Source organism: Kribbella sp. ALI-6-A (assembly GCF_001984195.1).
In the GTDB taxonomy this organism is placed as follows: domain Bacteria; phylum Actinomycetota; class Actinomycetes; order Propionibacteriales; family Kribbellaceae; genus Kribbella.
Map to the genome: position 1 here is coordinate 381,744 of NZ_MTQN01000008.1, position 15,931 is coordinate 397,674.

A 15,931-nucleotide genomic window follows, 5' to 3' on the forward strand; every position below is an offset into this window, starting at 1 on the left:
CGTACGGTACCGAAGTGAACCCAGCGAAGGACCTGATGATCCGGCCCGCAACTCCCGACGACGTCGAAGCGCTCTACGCCGTCTACGCCGAACTGGCCGCCGACGGCGCCGTCGAGCCCCAGCAGGCGAAACCCCTGCGACAGACCTTCGACGAAGGCTGGGTCCGCGACCGCGCCGTCTACGCCGCCCACCTCGACGGCTCCGTTGCCGGCGGCTACTTCTTGCGACCCAACTTCCCGGCCTTCGCGGCCCACATCGCCCAGGGCGGTTACCTCGTCGCCCGCTCCGTACGCCGCCAGGGCATCGGCCGGAAGCTCGTCGAACACTCTCTGCAGGAAGCAACCGCAGCCGGCTACACCGCGATGATGTTCAACCTGGTGATGGAGTCCAACCCGTCCCGTCACCTGTACGAAAGCGTCGGTTTCCAGCGCATTGGCACCATCCCCGACGTGCACGGCACCGAGAGTGCCCTCATCTACTGGCGCTCGCTGACCGGTTGACCGTTCTATTCGCGCCAACCGCTCAGCTCCACGGACTTCCCGGTGTCGACCCGGAAGCCGAGTCTGATCGCGGCCTCGGCGCCGGCGGACAGGTCGAGCTTCCAGGTGACGACGCCGAGGTCGGTGGTTTCGGCCGGCTCCGGTACGGCGGTGGTCGGCTTGACCGCGATCTCGTGGTCGCGGGCCACCGGCAACTGGTCGAGCACCGTAATCCGGGCCGTGCGGGGCGTGTGGTTCTCGATCTTCGTCTCGTACTCGACCTCACGCCGGCGGGTCGATCCGAGCGTCGCCTTGGTCGCGGTCCGGCGGACCAGCTTGCGCTCGACGCGGATCCGGTCGTCCAGGCCGAGGGCGAGCTCGACGTCTTCACCGGGCGCCCAGAGCGGCAGGGCGGCCGAGCCGACGAAGTCCGCCTCGTGGAAGACGGAGGCCTTTCCGGCGGGCAAGGTGTGCTCCGAGGAGTTCACGACCGTGGCCCGCAGGTGAACGTCGGTCGACCGGACCGGCGCGGTGACGTAGTCCAGTTCGGAGTCGAGGTCGACGGACGCGATCGTCGCGCGGTGCGAGGCGCCGTCAGCGGGGACGGCGACCGGTCGCGGCGGGGTGTAGGTCGCCGCGGTGACACCCTGCTCGACGGTCGCGGCGAGGTCGGTGAACACGGGCGCCTCGGCCTGGAGGCTCTCGGCGCCGTGCCGGGCCCTCCTGCCTCCGCCGTAGCCCAGCGGGGCTCCGGCCGGCGCGGCTGCGACGGGCACCGGTGGGTGATAGCGGTCCAGGTACCAGGGGTCGAGCTCAGGCACCTTCGCCGTCACCATCGGCCGCGCGGTCGACAGCGTGAGATCACACTCCGGCCAGTCCTCACCGGTGTGCTGGGTGATCAGCCCATACCAGTTCAGCGTCAGCCGATCCCCGATCAGGCGGACGTCGTACGAACTGGTCCACCCGGCCCGCGGTACGACGTATGACAGCTCGATCTCCACCTCCGCCTCGGACTCCAGTGCCAGCCCGACAGCAGCCGAGCGGCGATCGGGAACGCGCTGCTCGACAACCGCGGCCAACCGACGGTCGGCCGCCGCCAGACGTTCCTCAGCTTCCCGCCGCTGCTCGGCCAACTCCCGCCGCTTGGCCCGTACGGCGGACAACCGTCCAGCCAGCGACTCGGTGAACTCACCAAGCTCAACCGTCGCATCCCCGGCGGCAAGCGTCCGGGCGAACGTCCCACCGGCCCGCCGACCCAGCTGTGCGAGGAACTGGTCGAGCTGCGCCTGGACCTCGTCGGCGTCCGACAGTTCGTCCACCTCGGCCTGCGCCTCGCGACGCTGACGCTCCAGCTCGGCGACGGTCTCGTCCGGCGCCTGCGGAAGATGCCGTACGGCCACGTCCACCCCGAGCACCGTGGCCGGCCCGCGGCCGGAGACCCGCACGGAGTCCTCCTGCAACGCCAGCGGAAGCGACTCGACGTACACGGTCCGGTCACCGGCCGGCACGGTGATCCGCCCGCGCCGGGTGACCCGCGCCCGGTCGGGATAGACGACAACGGCCACGATGGGGGCGTCCACCACGAGTTCGCTCATGGCCCGACAGTAACCCCCATGGGGTGCCCTCGGCCGCCCGAACGACGACCGGGCCGAACCCCGTGGGATCCGGCCCGGCCATCGCGGTGCGCTAGTTGACGATGATCCGGTCGACCTCGATCGTGAGGCCCTTGACGAGTGGCGTGGAGGTCCCGGTCGTGACCGTGCCGGTGCCCTGCTGCACTCCCTTGATGTTCATCGAGTACGTCATCGAACCACCGGGGGCTCCCGGCGTCGACTGGATGCGGTAGTTCTCGGTCGGCGGGCCGGTGATCTGGCTGCCGGCCGTGCCCTCGGAGTTCTCGGCTCCGACGGTCAGGCCGTAGCCGGCCGGCGGACTGCCGAGCGACCCGTTGTAGGTGTAGCTGATGTCCTCGGTGCCGTTGACCCCGATCCACTGCTGGAACACCTTCAGGTCGGACGTGCCGAACACGTTCACCCGCCACTCCAGCACGATCCAGTCCGACACCCCGTCGGTCAGGCTGGTCGCGTAGATGCCCGGTGCGCCGGTGCCGTCCAGATCGGTCCAGTACGACGCGAGCACGTTGTTCGGCCGGGCGGGATCCGGCAGGTTCTGCGGCGTGAACTGCACGTCCTCGCTCGACGACGTGCCGCCGACGACCGAGTATCCGTTCGAGGTCACGCCGATCCGGTTGTACGTCTGCCCGGCGTACTGGAACGCCGGCAGATTGAAGTTCAGCGCCTCTTCGTCCCCGATCGGGGTGGGCGTGACGCCGAACGTGTCGAGCGGGATGTAACCGAACGTCTCACCCGGTGCGATGACCGGTCGATCGGGTTGGCGCGCGGCCAGTGTCCCGGTCTTGGTCGCGATCTGGGTGCCGATCTTGGTCGCGCCGGTGACGCTGTTCAGCCGGAGTTGCGAGCTCAGCGTGCTCACCGCGGTGACCTGCGCGCTCTGCAGGCTGTTGTTCTGCACGGTCACGGTGCAGGTCGACGCGCCGGTGTTGCGCGCGATGGTCGACGGCGTACAGGTCTGGTCGATCGGTACGACGCCTTCCTGGCGGAAGAACGCGACCGGCAGGTGCAGGGCCCGGCTGCCGCCGACCTGCTTGAGGTTGACCTGACCGAAGTACTGCCCGTCGGGCAGTGCGGGTGCGGTGATGGCGATCGTCAGTTTCTGCGTCTTGCCGGGCTTCACCTGGAACACCGGCGGTAGCACGGTGACGTTCGCGCCGCTGACCGTCGTACCGGCGGCGGTGAAGGTGAGCGTCTGGTTGGTGACGTTCTTGACCGTCCGCTCGGCGGTGATCAGGCCGGGCATCGTCGGTGCGTTCACCGACGGCAGGTTGAGGTCGATCCGGTTCAGCGAGTCGGTCGCCGCGGCCGCGTAGTTGGCCGCCGTCTCGTCCAGCGTCAGACCGGGATCGCCGGCCTTGGTGAGGTCGATCCGGCCGCTGCCGTAGTCGAACGGGTCCGCCTGGGTGACCCGGTCCGGCTTCTTGACCGTGGTCTTGGCCGTGGTGCCCAGCGCGGACTTGACCTGGCCCGGCGTCCACGAGGGGTGCAGGGCGAACACCAGCGCGGCCGCGCCGGCCACGTGCGGGGACGACATCGACGTACCGGCGATCGCCTGGTACAGGTTCCCGGGCGGTCCCTCGGAGGGGGACTCGGGAGTCGGCGTGTGGCCCGCGAGGATGTGCAGACCGGGTGCGGTGACGTCGGGCTTGAGGAAGTCGCCACCGGGACCGCGCGACGAGAACGACGTCATCACGTCGCCCTGCCAGGTGGTCTTGGTGCCCGGCGTCATCGACGCGGTGGTGGCCGGATGCGCCGCCAGGAACGCGAGCAGTACGTCGGCGTCCGGCTTCTCGAGCTGTGCCGTCGGCAGCCAGTGGTTGTCGGTGAACACGTCGGACGGGAAGGTCGTGTTGTACATCAGCATGCCGACCGCGCCGCCCTGCTTGACGTTGAAGCCCTTCATCACCCGGCCCGGCGTGAACTGGCAGGCGACGATCTTGCCGGTGAAGATGCCCGGAGGCGCCGGGGTGTTGCAGGTGACGTCGTTGTACGGCGGCGCCGAGGCGAGCACGACCGGTGCCGGGGTGCTGAGGCCCGGGGTGACCGACGCGCCGGAGATCGTGGCGGTCGTGCCGCCGCCGGACAGCGTGACCGTCGAGCGGAACGTCCGGCTCTGCGTGGAAGCCGCCACGGTCGTGACCCACGGGCTGCGGTGGTCGGTGGTGTTCGCGCCCGGACCGGAGTTGCCGGCCGAGGCGGCCACGAACACGCCGGCCGCGTAGGCGTCCAGGAAGGCGAGCTCCACCGGGTCGCTGTAGGGATCGCTGCCGCCGGAGATCGAGAAGTTGATCACCTTCACGCCGTCGAGAATCGCCCGCGCGACGGCCGCGGCCGAGTCGCTGGGGAAACAGCCCTCGGCGCCGCAGACCTTGTAGACCGAGACGGCCGAGGCCGGGGCGATCCCGAGGATCGGTCCGCGGTCGATGCCGAGGGTGTTGGCGTTCGCGACCGGTCCACCGGCCGACGTCGTCGCGGTGTGCGTGCCGTGCCCGTTGGAGTCACGCGCGGAGTCGGGATAGACGTCGCCGCCGATCACCGCGTTGTAGGTGTCGAGGAACGGCCGTCCGCCGATCAGCTTGTTGTTGCAGGTGTAGACGTCGGTCGCCGGCGTCAGCGGGTTGTCGCCGAAGTCGCACACCCGTGGCGTGCCGTCGACGGTCGGCGACGGTGCCGGCAGCGTGCCGGGGTCGGCGAACGACGGGTGCTCGGGCCAGGCGCCGGTGTCCAGGATGCCGACGACGACCCCCTTGCCGGAGGAGGCCGAGCCGCCGAGCCGGTTGTAGATCGCCGGGGCGCCGATGAAGGCGCCGCTGGAGTCGGTGAGCAGCTTCTGCGGGTTGTCCTGCTGGACCGCGGCCACGCCGGGCAGCTTCAGCAGCTCACGCGCCTTGTTGGCCTGCACGCTCAGCGCGACGCCGCCGTACACGGTGCGGAGCTTCTGACCGGCGCGCGCACTCGGAACCTCGTCGCGCAACGCGGCGAGGAACTTGTTCTCCACTGCCGCCACGTGCTGGAGGTACTTGGTCGCGTTCGCGCTGCGGGGATCGAGGCGTTTGCCGGTGACCGCCGGGCTGGTGCCGGGCAGTCCCTTGATCCCGCCGCGGTACGACGCCAGCGCGTCGTAGTCGAGCTTGACGACCACGCGGACCTGCTTGGCCGAGGTGCTGTTGACGAGTGCCGGGTCGCTCTTGGCGAGTTGACCGCTGGGCGATTTGGCGCCGTGAACGGTGTCCGCGACCGTGAGTGGCGTCGCGGTCCAGGGCCGGCCGCTGGGGCCTGTCGGTGGCGGGTCGGCGGCCGACGCGCTCACCGCGGGCAGAGTCGCGGCGACCAGCAGGCCGGCGGACAGGCCGGCGATGGTGACGCGTCGAGTGGATCGGACGTGGGTCCGGGCAGTGGACCTCATGTGGGCCTCCCGTGAAGGCAGCTGACGCCGTCACCACAGAAGGCCAGGCATGGGACGTCGGGCAACGCCGCGACGGCGCTGCAGACCCTTCAGTCCTGTGACCGAACCCCCCCGGGTTCCGGCGTACCGGCAGGAGCCCCCACGGCACCCGCCTGAGCAGAGGCTAAGCCCACAACGTCACTCTCGGCTAGACCTCGTGCACGGTCCAGCTCAGTCGCAGGTGTCGCAGATCCCGCTGGCCGGCGTCTGCAGGTTGCAGCGCGGGCACTTGTTGATCGGCCGCTCGGCGATCGCGGCCTTGCGGGCCCGGCCGCGGGCCGCGCTCAGCTTCGACGGGATCACCGGGCTGCCGCCGTCGGCCGGCAGACCGGCCGCCTGGAAGTGGCGGTAGACGGCGAGGCGCTCGTGCGAGGCGTGAACGTCGGGGTCCGGGGGAGTGGTGCCCGTCGCGGCACCCACGATCGCGGCGTACCCGTCGAAGACGCTCTCGTCGGCGTTGACGCACAGCGCGGACAGCATCGGCTCACCCCGCCGAAGGCTCTCGGCCGAGACCTCGGCGAGCACGCCGCCGATCCACTGCCGGGTCGGCTGCTTGGTGCGGATGCCGGTCAGCTCCTGGACGCCGGTGGCGATGTCCTTGTGCTGCACCAGGGCCTGGTACTTTCCGGCCGCGCGGAGCAACATCTCCCGCGCGGCGCCCGCCCACTCGGTTCGCGCGGTGGCGATCCCGACGTCGGACACGTCACGCCAAGCGCGTTCCTCGACATCCGGCAGGTTCTGGTCTGGTGCGGCGACATCGGAAGTGGACACCTGAAGACCCTAACCGGGTCAGCTCCAGGCGCGAAAACCGCGCCTCAGCGGTCGTGCGAATCGAAGGTGACCTCGATCGTTTCGGCGGCCTTGTGACGTTGTGCCTGGGCGTACATCGCGTAGGCCCGATGGTCGGCCGGGGTCAGGTCGGTGGCGGAGTCGGTGAACAGCGCGAGCAACGAGCGCGGGTAGAGCCGGTGCACGATCACCGAGTTCAGCTCGGCGCCGATCACCGCGATCGTCGAGGCGCCGTAGATGAGCCCGATCAGCCCGAGGGTCAGCGCGAACACGCCGTTCACCTCGCTGGCCTTGGCCAGGACGTCGTTGACGTAGATGCCGCCCAGACGCTCGAGCAGATGCCAGCCGAGCGCGGTCAGGAACGCTCCAGGGACGATCTGCCGAAAGGGCGGCCGAGGCCTCGTCCCGGGCCGCAGGCAGAGCGTCAGCATGGCAGTCAGCACCAGCACCGAGCCGATCGAGACCAGCCACCCCATGTTGTCGGCGAGCTGCCCGGACAGCTTGCCCATGCTGCCGGCCAGGACGGTCAGGGTGGCGAAGCTGAGTACGGTGAGCCCCGCCAGCGACAGCAGCGCACCCGACCGCAGACGCCCACGGAACGGATTGGGCCGCCTGTTCCGCGGCACGCCCCACGTGACGTTGACCGCGTTCTGCACCGCTTGCCCGAGCCCGATCACGCCGTACACCGCGGTGGCCGTGCCGACGATCACCGCCGCCGTACTGCCCTGCAGACCCTGCGGCGTCGCCAGCTGGGTCCCCACGATCGGGAACTCCTTGAGCGCCGACTCCAGCACCGCGCGCTGCAGGTCCTCGTTGCCCTGCAGCACGAAGCCGAGCACCGACGAGGAGATCAGCAGCATCGGAAAGATCGCCACGAACGCGTAGTAGGTGACGATCACCGCGAGATAGCTGCCCTGGTCGTCGAAGAACTTGTACACCACGGCGAGCGGGAACCCGAGCCTTCGCCGCCGCCGCTGTACGGCGTCCAGCCGCTGTCCCAAGGTCGTCACGCACCAACCGTACGATCCCGGGCACGCGCTGCTGCTCAGGGTCGGCGGCGCGGCCTCACCAGGACCAGCCGCGGGAGGCCAGTTCCTGCTCCTCGAGCCAGCGTTTGTCCTCGCCGCGCGCCAAGTGCACCGTCTCCGGTACGCCGGCCAGACGGCACGCCTCGTCGAGCAGGTCGTCGTACGCCGCCTCGGCGGCCATCAACCGGTGGGCCCGCGCGTAGATCCGCGGCGCGGTCTCGATCCGCTGGATCTCGACCGCCAGCCGGCCGAGCCTGGTCTGCAGCCGTAGCGTCTCGAACGGATCAGCGACCGTGACGGATCGCCGGCGGAACTGGCCCGCCAGCTGACACAGTGACGTCCGCAGCCACTCCATCGCCCTCACTCCCTGCGTCGAGATTACGACGAGCAGGTCGCCGAGGGCGAGAGCCTGGCGTCAACGCATTGCTTCGCGGACGGCGTCGAGCCGCGCGCTGAGAAAGCCGCGCTCAGCCGCGTTTCCGGCCAGGGCAAGGGCTTCCTCGTACGCCGTCGCGGCCTCCGGCAGCCGGCCGAGCCGGCGCAGGAAGTCGGCGCGGATCGCGCTGAGGTAGTGGTAGATCGCCAGCGCGGGTTCCGCGGTGAGCGGCTCCAGCGCCCGCAGACCGGCCTCGGCTCCGTCGCGCATCCCGATGGCCACCGCCCGGTTCAGGTCGACGACCGGTGACGGCCACGAGGCGCGCAGGACGTCGTACAGCGCGACGATGGCGGACCAGTCGGTGTCCTGCCAGGACGGCGCCTCCGCGTGCACGGCGGCCAGCGCGGCCTCGACCGCGTAACGCGACGGCGCCGCACGGCCGAGTGCGTCGGTGAGGGCCGCGACGCCTTCGGTGATCAGCTTGCGGTCCCAGTGGCTCCGGTCCTGTTCGGAGAGCAGCAGCAGCCGTCCATCCTCGTCGACGCGAGTCGCCGAGCGGGCTTCGCTGAGCAGCAGCAGCGCGAGCAGCGCACTGACCTCGGCCTCGCCCGGCATCAGCAGCCGAAGCATTCGGGCCAGACGGATCGCACTGTCCACGAGATCCTGGCGAACCAGCTCTTCCCCGGACGGCGCCGTGTGTCCGGTAGTGAAGATCAGGTGGGTGACCTCCAGTACGGCGTCCAGACGGTCGGACAACTGGTCGTAGGCCGGTACGCGGTACGGGATCCGGGCGGTCGCGATCTTCTTCTTCGCCCGGGTGATCCGCGCGGCCATGGTCGACTCCTGGACCAGGAAGGCGCGAGCGACCTCGGTGGTCGACAGGCCGCAGACCAGGCGCAACGTCAGCGCGACCTGAGCCTCGCGCGACAGGGCCGGGTGGCAACAGGTGAACACCAGCCGCAGACGGTCGTCCTCCAGGATGTCTTCCGGCCGCGGTGCGGGTGCATCGGGCACCAGTAGAGGCATCGAGCGGCGGACCAGGTCCTCGCGACGGAGGAAGTCCAGCGCGCGATTGCGGGCCACCGTCGTCAGCCACGCGCCCGGCCGGTCGGGGATCCCGGACGCCGGCCACGACCGGAGCGCCTGGGCGTACGCGTCCTGGGTGAACTCCTCGGCCAGATCCAGATCGCGCGTCAGTTTGGCCGTGGCGGCCAGCACCTTGGCCCACTCCAGCCGATGGGCCGACGCGACCGCCTCGGCCACGGCGCCGGCCGCCACGTCGGTCATCCGCGGTTGACCAGCGGCCGGATCTCCACGCCGCTGTGACCGGCGTGGACCTCGTGCAGACCGGAGGCCAGCGAGATCACCCGGTCGAGATCCTCGGCCTCGAGCAGGTAGAACCCGCCGAGCACCTCCTTCGCCTCCAGGAACGGCCCGTCCGTGATCGCCACCTGACCCACGCCGCCGCTCCGCAGACTGGTCGAGGTCTGCGAGGGCTCCAGCTCTCCCGCTGCCAGGATGGCGGGACCGGCCTTGGCGGCGAACTCCCGGTGCGCTTGGTCGAGCTCCGCGCGCTCCGAAGAGCTCATCGCCGCCCACTGCGCCTCGTCGCCGAAGATCAGCACCATGTACTTCGTCATCTGCGTTCCATCCACTCGTCGGGCCCGGGCCGGACCCACCTACTTCGACGACGAATCCGCCGGACCCGAAATCGACACTGTCACGCCGGGGGATCAGGATTTCTGCCGGACCGGGATCCGGACCCGCAGGGTGGTCTCGCCGGGGACCGAGGTGATCGTGATCGCGCCGTTGTGGCGTTCGACGACGATGCGCTGGGCGATGTCCAGGCCGAGACCGGTGCCCTTGCCGACGTCCTTGGTGGTGTAGAACGCCTCGAAGGCCCGGGCGGCGACCTCGGGCGACATTCCCTCGCCGCTGTCGGTGATCTCGACGACGACCTCGTTGCCCTCGGCCCGGGTGCGGACGCGCAGGGTGCCGGAGCCGTTCATCGCGTCGACGCCGTTGTCGATCAGGTTGGTCCAGACCTGGTTGAGCTCACCGGTGTAGGCCTCGATCCGCGGCAGTTCGCCGTACTCGCGGACCACCTCGATCCCGTCGCGCAGCTTGTGGCCGAGCATCACCAGCGTGTTCTCGAGGCCCTGCGTCACGTCGGTCGGCTGCAGGGACGCACGATCCATCTGCGAGTACGACCGGACGGCCGCGACCAGCTCGGAGATGCGCCGGGTCGACAGCTTCACCTCGGACAGCAACGTGGTCGCGGCGAACGTGCTCGCCACCCACTCCAGGCCCGGCTCGAGGTTGTCCTCGTCCAGTACGGCGGCCGCTCGCTCGCACCAGGCGACGTCGACCCCGGCTGCGGCCAGCGGCTGGGCGATCACCCAGTCCCGCTCGATTCCGCGACGCCCGAGCCACGTGGCCAGGGCGTTCTCCTGGTCCGCGACGTCCAGCGGGTCGAGGCCGACCGCGGCCGGCTGGATCTCGCGGCGGAGCTTGTCGAGCTCGGTCAGCTGCGGGGCGGAGATCTCGCCTTGGGCCAGCCGGTCCAGGGAGGAGATCAGCGTGTGGCAGACCCCGGCGAGCGCGTCCGCGGCCCGTGTCGCGGCGGCCGCGGGATTGTTGATCTCGTGCGCGAGTCCGGCGGCGAGGGTTCCGAGCGTCACCAGCGACTGGCGTTGCCGCGCGGTCGCCTCGATGGATCGTGCGGTCCCGTAGACGCCGTTGATCAGGTGGCTGCCCAGGGGGAACCAGGCGTCGGTGAGCGTACGCAGTACCGTCGCCGGGACCCGCAGGACGCGGCCGTCCTGCACACCGCGCCCTGACGCGAGATAGACACCACGCTCGTCCCAGGCCCGGAACCCACCGGCCCAGCGGCCCGGCACGTCCAGCCGGCCGACCACCGTGTCCTCCCGGCCGACGTGCCTGGACAGCTCGATCGCGCCGTCGAGCAACACCCACCAGTGGTCCGCGTGCTCGCCCTCGGTGAACAACGTGACGCCGGGCTCGATCCGTACTTCGGTACCGCCGTCGAGCAGTTCCCCCAGCTGCGCGTCACTCAGCCCGGCGAAGAGGCTGAGTCCGCGGAGCTCGTCGACGTGCACGGTTCACACCGTCGCCAGGTAGCGGTGCACCAGATAGACCGACATGGCGCCTTCGCCGACCGCGGACGCGACCCGCTTCATCGAGTCGAGCCGTACGTCGCCGGCCGCGAAGACGCCGGGCACACTCGACTCGAGCGCGAAAGGGGCCCTGGGCAACCGCCACGCCTGGTCGCGGGCGAGCAGCTCCTGGCCGGTCACCACGAATCCCTTGTCGTCACGGACGACAGCAGGGCCGAGCCACTCGGTCCGCGGCGAGGCACCGACGAAAACGAACAGCCAACTCGTCGGCAGCTCCTCGGTGCGACCGGTGGTGCGGTCGGCCACGGTGATCGCCTCGAGATGCCCGTTGCCACGGCAGGCCGCCACCTCACTACCGCAGCGCACCTGGACGTTGGCGGTCGCCGCGATCTTGTCGATCAGGTACCGCGACATCGTGGCCTCGAGCGAACTGCCCCGGACGATCAGCACGACCTTCCGCGCGTAGCGGGCGAGGTTGAGCGCGGCCTGGCCCGCCGAGTTGGCGCCGCCGACCAGATAGACGTCGTCGTCTTGGCACTGGCTCGCCTCGCTCGCACTGACGCCGTAGTACACGCCGCGGCCGGTGAGCTCGGCGAGCCCGTCCGCTTCGAGCCGGCGGTACGAAACCCCGGTGGCCACGATCACCGCGCGGGCCTCGATCTCGCCCGCACCCTCGACCAGTACGGCATGCACCGGCCCTCGGGTCTCGAAGCCGACCACCGAGCGGGCCAGCACCATCTCCGCCCCGAACCGCGACACCTGGGCGACCGCGCGCTGCGCCAGATCCGAGCCGGTCAGTCCCTTGGGGAACCCGAGGTAATTCTCGATCGCCGCGCTCTGCCCGGCCTGACCACCCGGCGCCTCACGCTCGACGATCACCGTGCTCAGCCCCTCGGACGCCGCGTACACCGCGGCCGCCAGGCCCGCGGGTCCACCGCCGACGATGCACACGTCGTACAAGGGCTGCTGGGCGGTGGTCCGCAGCCCGAGCGCCCCCGCGAGATCGAGCGTCGACGGCGAGCGGAGGGTGTCGCCGTCGGGGATCAGCACCAGCGGCAGATCCGTCGCCTGCGCCTCGGCCAGTTGCGTCAGCCGCCGGGCCTCGGCATCGCGTTCGACGTCGTACCAGCGGTAGGGCACGTAGTTGCGGGCCAGGAACGTCTTGATCTCGTGGCTGCGGTCCGACCACCGATTGCCGACCACGCGGACGTCGGACGTGTGATCCGGATTCGCCTGCCGCCAGTCGTCGAGCAGCCCCTCGATCACCGGGTACAACCGCTCCTCGGGTGGATCCCACGGCTTGAGCAGGTAGTAGTCCAGCCCGATGTCGTTGATCGCCGTGATCGCGACGTCGGTGTCGGCGTACGCGGTGAGCAACAGGTACTTCGCTCCCGGCGCGTGCACCCGCGCCTGCTCCAGCATCTCGATCCCGGTCATCTCCGGCATCCGCTGATCCGCCGCGATCAGCGCGACCGGCTGATTGCGCAACGCAAGCTTCGCCAGCACCGCAAGGGCCTGCGCCCCCGAGGTCGCCCGCACCACGAGGTAGTCGTCCCCGTACCGATTCCGCAGATCCCGGGAGATCGCGGCCGACACCATGGGATCGTCGTCGACGGTCAGAATGGTGGGTTTGCTCATCTGGTCTCCCCCCGAGAGTCAGGGTAAGCACCCCGGCGGCGTTCGGAAAGGTCCCAGCCGTCGACGCGGAGCGGGGTGTTCCCGGAGTTGTTGTCCGGGGCCCCTACTGGAGCCCTGACGGTGACCGTCCGATCCTTGTCGGTGACACGCGGTGGCTGACGTCCTCGCGTGAAAAGCAGTTCGGCAGCCTCGCGGGGCTGGGCTAATCTGCGGCCATGGGGCAGGGGGACATCGACGAGATCGCCGACCGGACCGGGTTCTCCGGTGTGGTCTGGATCGACCGGGCCGGCCAGATCGAGTTCGCCAAGGCCTACGGGCAGGCGAACCGGACCTATGGCGTCCCCAACACCCTGGACACCAGATTCGGTATCGCCAGTGGCAGCAAGGGTTTCACCGCACTGGCGGTGCTCTCACTGGTGCAGGAGGGTGTGCTGGAGCTGAGCACCACCGCCCGATCCCTGCTCGGCAACGATCTCCCGCTGATCGCGGACGACGTGACCGTCGAGCATCTGCTCACCCACACCTCAGGCATCGGCGACTACCTGGACGAAGAGGCCGATACCGAGATCACCGACTACGTCGTCGGCGCGGCGCACGAACTGACCACGACCGAGGCTTTCCTGCCGTTGCTGGACGGGCATCCCACCAAGTTCCGGGCCGGTGAGCGGTTCAGTTACTGCAACGGTGGCTTCGTGGTTCTCGCCCTGCTGGCGGAGCGGGCCGGCGGCGTCGGCTACCACGACCTGGTCCGGGAACGAGTCCTCCGCCCCGCCCGGATGACCAGAACCGACTTCCTTCGCTCCGACGAGTTACCGGCTGATGCTGCCGTGGGTTATCTGCCGCTGGACGGTTCGGACCGCTCCAACGTCTTCCATCTCCCGGTGCTGGCCAACGGCGACGGCGGCATCCACACCACCGCGGCCGACCTCTCCACCTTCTGGCGCGCGTTGTTCGCCGGCGACATCGTGGATGGCGTCGACGAGGTCGTCCGGCCTCGCTGCGACGTACCGGAGCAATCACGACGCTACGGTCTCGGCTTCTGGCTGCACGCGAGCACCGACACCGCAATGCTGGTCGGGTACGACGCCGGCGCGTCGTTCCAGTCCACGCACGACCCCCAGACCGGCACCACCCGTACGGTCCTGTCGAACACGTCCCCCGGAGCTTGGCCCATCGCCCGCGCTCTCATGTCCTGAGAACCGGTCCCTCGGACCGGGTCGGGTCAGTCGACCACTGCGGGTGGCGCCCCCTCGTCGGCGTGGCGGGTCTGCGGGCGCCTGCGGGGGAGCATCAGAGCCGGTATCAGGGTGAGAGTCACCAGCACCCAGGCGACCCAGTAGGTGTGCGAGAACGCGTCGGCGGCGTCGACCAGCCCGCGCGCGATCGCCGCCGGATCGATGTTCAGCGGGGCAATGCTCTCCGGCTGGGTGTTGGACAGGATGGCCGCCTGCGTCTCCCGGAGCCCGTCGCCCAGGTCGGGAACCTGGGTGCCTGGGATGATCGGCGAGTTGTTGAGCTGGTTGGTGAGCACGACCGACATCGTCGCGACGCCGCACGACGAGGCGATCTGCTGGCTGATGTTGAGCAGCGTCGAGCCGCGCGCGACCTGGGCGCCGGACAGGGTCCGCAGGGCCGTGGTGAACAGCGGCATCATCGTCGCGCCCATCCCGAACCCCATCACGACCAGCATCGCGATCAGCAGCGGGTACGGCGTGGTCGCGGTGATCTGGGTCAGACCGAACATGCCCACGACGATCAGTGCGAGTCCGACGGGCACGATCCGGCCCACCGGGATCTTGTCGACCAGCCTGCCGGCGATCGGCATGGTGACCATGGCGCCGAGCCCCTGCGGCGCCACCAGCAAGCCCGCGTGCAAGGTGGACTCGCCGCGGATCTGCTGGAAGTAGGTCGGTACCAGCAGCAGCCCGCCGAAGAACGCCGCGGCGAACAGGAACATCGTGATGATCGAGATGGTGAGGTTGCGGTCGCGGAACAGCCGCAGATCGAGCAGCGGGTGCTCCGGCCGGAACGAGTGCCAGACGAAGGCCGCCATCAGCAGTACGCCGGCCAGCATCGAGACCCACACCCGTGGCGCACCGAAGTCACCGCTCTCGGCCGGCAGCGAGGACACGCCGAACAGGAACAGCGCGAGTCCGGGCGACATCAGCGCCACCCCGAGGAAGTCGAACGACTCCGACCGCTCCGCGTGGTCCGGGGTGAGCGCGAACCAGGCGTAGACCAGCGCGATCGCGCCCAGCGGCACGTTGATCAGGAAGATCCAGTGCCAGCTCGCCACCTCGATCAGCCAGCCGCCGAGAATCGGTCCGAGGATCGGGCCGAGCAGCATCGGTACGCCGAGGATCGCCATCAACCGGCCCATCCGGTGAGGACCGGCGGCCCGGGTCATGATCGTCATACCGAGCGGCATCAGCATGCCGCCGCCCAGCCCCTGCAGGACGCGGAAGGCGATCAGCATGTCGATGCTCGACGCGGTCGCGCACAGCGCCGACCCGGCGGTGAACAGGAAGATCGCGGCCATGTAGAGCCGCTTGGTACCGAACCGGTCGGCCGCCCACCCGGTCAGCGGGATCACGGTCGCGAGCGCGAGCGTGTACGCCGTGACCGTCCAGGCGACGGTCGAGTAGGCGACCGGACTGTCGGGCGACCCGAACTTGTCCTGGAACGTCGGCAGCGCGACGTTGACCACGGTGATGTCGAGGATCGACATGATCGCCCCCAGCACCACGACACCGGCGATCTTCAGCACGGCGGCGTCGATGTGGTCGGGATAGGCGGACTGCTCGGCTGGCTGGCTCACGATCGGTCCTTTCGGCACGCAGCACGTCCGTCCAGACGTTACGCGCGTCGCACGGCTTCGACGAGCACTTTTGCGGAGGCGCCCGCGTCGGCGTCTATCGTTTGCCGGCATGAGCCAGCAGTCGCCGTACCAGCCGTACCCGCTGCCGTACCAGCCGTACCAGCCGCAGCCGTACCAGCCGCAGGCTCCGATGGGCACGCTGCACCTGACCATCCAGGGCAGTGTCTTCACCGGCACCATCGTCCCGCCCACGGTCCGCCTGAACGGCTACAAGGTTCCGGTGAAGTACGGCCGCAACGACATCCCGGTCGTCGCCGGTCCGCTGCACATCGACGTCCACGCTCAGTGGATGCGCACCTTCGGCCGAGCGTCCCTCGACTGCACCGTGCACCCCAACCAGGCGGTCCCGGTCTTCTACGCTCTCCCGTACCACCAGTTCGCCTCGGCCGGCAGCATCGGCCACGCGAAGGTCGACCGCAACGGCCTCGGCGTCCTCCTGGCCTTGATCGCCGCCTTCACCACCGCGACCGTCCTGATGATCCTGGTCTTCCTCATCCCAGCCCTGAGCGCACTTCCGAGGTAGATCC

The 15,931-nt window shown here is 69.8% G+C and carries 13 protein-coding genes; 3 read left to right on the forward strand and 10 right to left on the reverse strand.

Features of this window, described 5'->3' with window-relative positions; genetic code table 11:
• Window positions 1–14 precede the first annotated feature (14 nt).
• Window positions 15–500, forward strand: a complete 486-nt coding sequence (locus tag BWI15_RS07780) for a GNAT family N-acetyltransferase (RefSeq protein WP_077013616.1) — start codon at window positions 15–17, stop codon at window positions 498–500.
• A gap of 5 nt (window positions 501–505) precedes the next feature.
• Here BWI15_RS07780 and BWI15_RS07785 read toward each other — a convergent pair whose 3' ends face one another.
• The 9 genes from BWI15_RS07785 to BWI15_RS07825 all read right to left on the reverse strand — a co-directional run bounded on the left by BWI15_RS07785 (window position 506) and on the right by BWI15_RS07825 (window position 12,526).
• On the reverse strand, window positions 506–2,074 hold the full coding sequence (locus tag BWI15_RS07785; protein WP_077013617.1) for a DUF4139 domain-containing protein: 1,569 nt from the start codon (window positions 2,072–2,074) through the stop codon (window positions 506–508).
• Window positions 2,075–2,165: 91 nt separating this feature from the next.
• Window positions 2,166–5,519, reverse strand: coding sequence for a S8 family serine peptidase (locus BWI15_RS07790; protein ID WP_077013618.1), 3,354 nt, complete (start codon window positions 5,517–5,519; stop codon window positions 2,166–2,168).
• Window positions 5,520–5,729: 210 nt separating this feature from the next.
• Window positions 5,730–6,329 carry a hypothetical protein gene (locus BWI15_RS07795; protein WP_143465440.1) on the reverse strand — a complete coding sequence of 200 codons (600 nt, stop codon included), beginning with the start codon at window positions 6,327–6,329 and terminating at the stop codon, window positions 5,730–5,732.
• 44 nt (window positions 6,330–6,373) lie between these two features.
• The gene (locus tag BWI15_RS07800) at window positions 6,374–7,357 is read right to left on the reverse strand and encodes a YihY/virulence factor BrkB family protein (RefSeq protein ID WP_077013620.1); all 984 of its coding nucleotides are present in this window, start codon (window positions 7,355–7,357) and stop codon (window positions 6,374–6,376) included.
• A gap of 55 nt (window positions 7,358–7,412) precedes the next feature.
• On the reverse strand, window positions 7,413–7,730 hold the full coding sequence (locus BWI15_RS07805; RefSeq protein ID WP_202817588.1) for a hypothetical protein: 318 nt from the start codon (window positions 7,728–7,730) through the stop codon (window positions 7,413–7,415).
• Window positions 7,731–7,790: 60 nt separating this feature from the next.
• The gene (locus BWI15_RS07810) at window positions 7,791–9,038 is read right to left on the reverse strand and encodes an RNA polymerase sigma factor (RefSeq protein WP_077013621.1); all 1,248 of its coding nucleotides are present in this window, start codon (window positions 9,036–9,038) and stop codon (window positions 7,791–7,793) included.
• Window positions 9,035–9,391 carry a YciI family protein gene (locus BWI15_RS07815; RefSeq protein WP_077013622.1) on the reverse strand — a complete coding sequence of 119 codons (357 nt, stop codon included), beginning with the start codon at window positions 9,389–9,391 and terminating at the stop codon, window positions 9,035–9,037. Before BWI15_RS07815 ends, BWI15_RS07810 begins: the two co-directional genes overlap by 4 nt.
• A 93-nt stretch (window positions 9,392–9,484) precedes the next feature.
• Window positions 9,485–10,870 (reverse strand): sensor histidine kinase, encoded by a 1,386-nt coding sequence (locus tag BWI15_RS07820; RefSeq protein ID WP_077013623.1) that lies wholly within the window; start codon window positions 10,868–10,870, stop codon window positions 9,485–9,487.
• 3 nt (window positions 10,871–10,873) lie between these two features.
• On the reverse strand, window positions 10,874–12,526 hold the full coding sequence (locus BWI15_RS07825) for an FAD-dependent oxidoreductase (RefSeq protein WP_077013624.1): 1,653 nt from the start codon (window positions 12,524–12,526) through the stop codon (window positions 10,874–10,876).
• A 215-nt stretch (window positions 12,527–12,741) separates the two neighbouring features.
• On the opposite strand from BWI15_RS07825, the gene BWI15_RS07830 reads away from it, so the two are divergent.
• Window positions 12,742–13,722: a serine hydrolase domain-containing protein gene (locus BWI15_RS07830; RefSeq protein WP_077013625.1), complete on the forward strand. Its 981-nt coding sequence runs from the start codon at window positions 12,742–12,744 to the stop codon at window positions 13,720–13,722.
• Between the two features lie 26 nt (window positions 13,723–13,748).
• On the opposite strand, the gene BWI15_RS07835 is transcribed toward BWI15_RS07830, so the two are convergent.
• On the reverse strand, window positions 13,749–15,344 hold the full coding sequence (locus BWI15_RS07835) for a DHA2 family efflux MFS transporter permease subunit (RefSeq protein ID WP_077013626.1): 1,596 nt from the start codon (window positions 15,342–15,344) through the stop codon (window positions 13,749–13,751).
• A gap of 109 nt (window positions 15,345–15,453) precedes the next feature.
• Between BWI15_RS07835 and BWI15_RS07840 the strand changes: the two genes are divergently transcribed.
• The gene (locus BWI15_RS07840; RefSeq protein WP_077013627.1) at window positions 15,454–15,927 is read left to right on the forward strand and encodes a hypothetical protein; all 474 of its coding nucleotides are present in this window, start codon (window positions 15,454–15,456) and stop codon (window positions 15,925–15,927) included.
• The last annotated feature ends 4 nt before the right edge of the window (window positions 15,928–15,931 follow it).

Bases quoted from the DNA above. Each gene is read 5' to 3' on its own strand.
- BWI15_RS07830 (WP_077013625.1), top strand. From the start codon at position 12,742: ATGGGGCAGGGGGACATCGACGAGATCGCCGACCGGACCGGGTTCTCC.
- BWI15_RS07825 (WP_077013624.1), bottom strand. From the start codon at position 12,526: ATGAGCAAACCCACCATTCTGACCGTCGACGACGATCCCATGGTGTCG.
- BWI15_RS07840 (WP_077013627.1), top strand. From the start codon at position 15,454: ATGAGCCAGCAGTCGCCGTACCAGCCGTACCCGCTGCCGTACCAGCCG.
- BWI15_RS07810 (WP_077013621.1), bottom strand. From the start codon at position 9,038: ATGACCGACGTGGCGGCCGGCGCCGTGGCCGAGGCGGTCGCGTCGGCC.
- BWI15_RS07785 (WP_077013617.1), bottom strand. From the start codon at position 2,074: ATGAGCGAACTCGTGGTGGACGCCCCCATCGTGGCCGTTGTCGTCTAT.
- BWI15_RS07815 (WP_077013622.1), bottom strand. From the start codon at position 9,391: ATGACGAAGTACATGGTGCTGATCTTCGGCGACGAGGCGCAGTGGGCG.
- BWI15_RS07805 (WP_202817588.1), bottom strand. From the start codon at position 7,730: ATGGAGTGGCTGCGGACGTCACTGTGTCAGCTGGCGGGCCAGTTCCGC.
- BWI15_RS07790 (WP_077013618.1), bottom strand. From the start codon at position 5,519: ATGAGGTCCACTGCCCGGACCCACGTCCGATCCACTCGACGCGTCACC.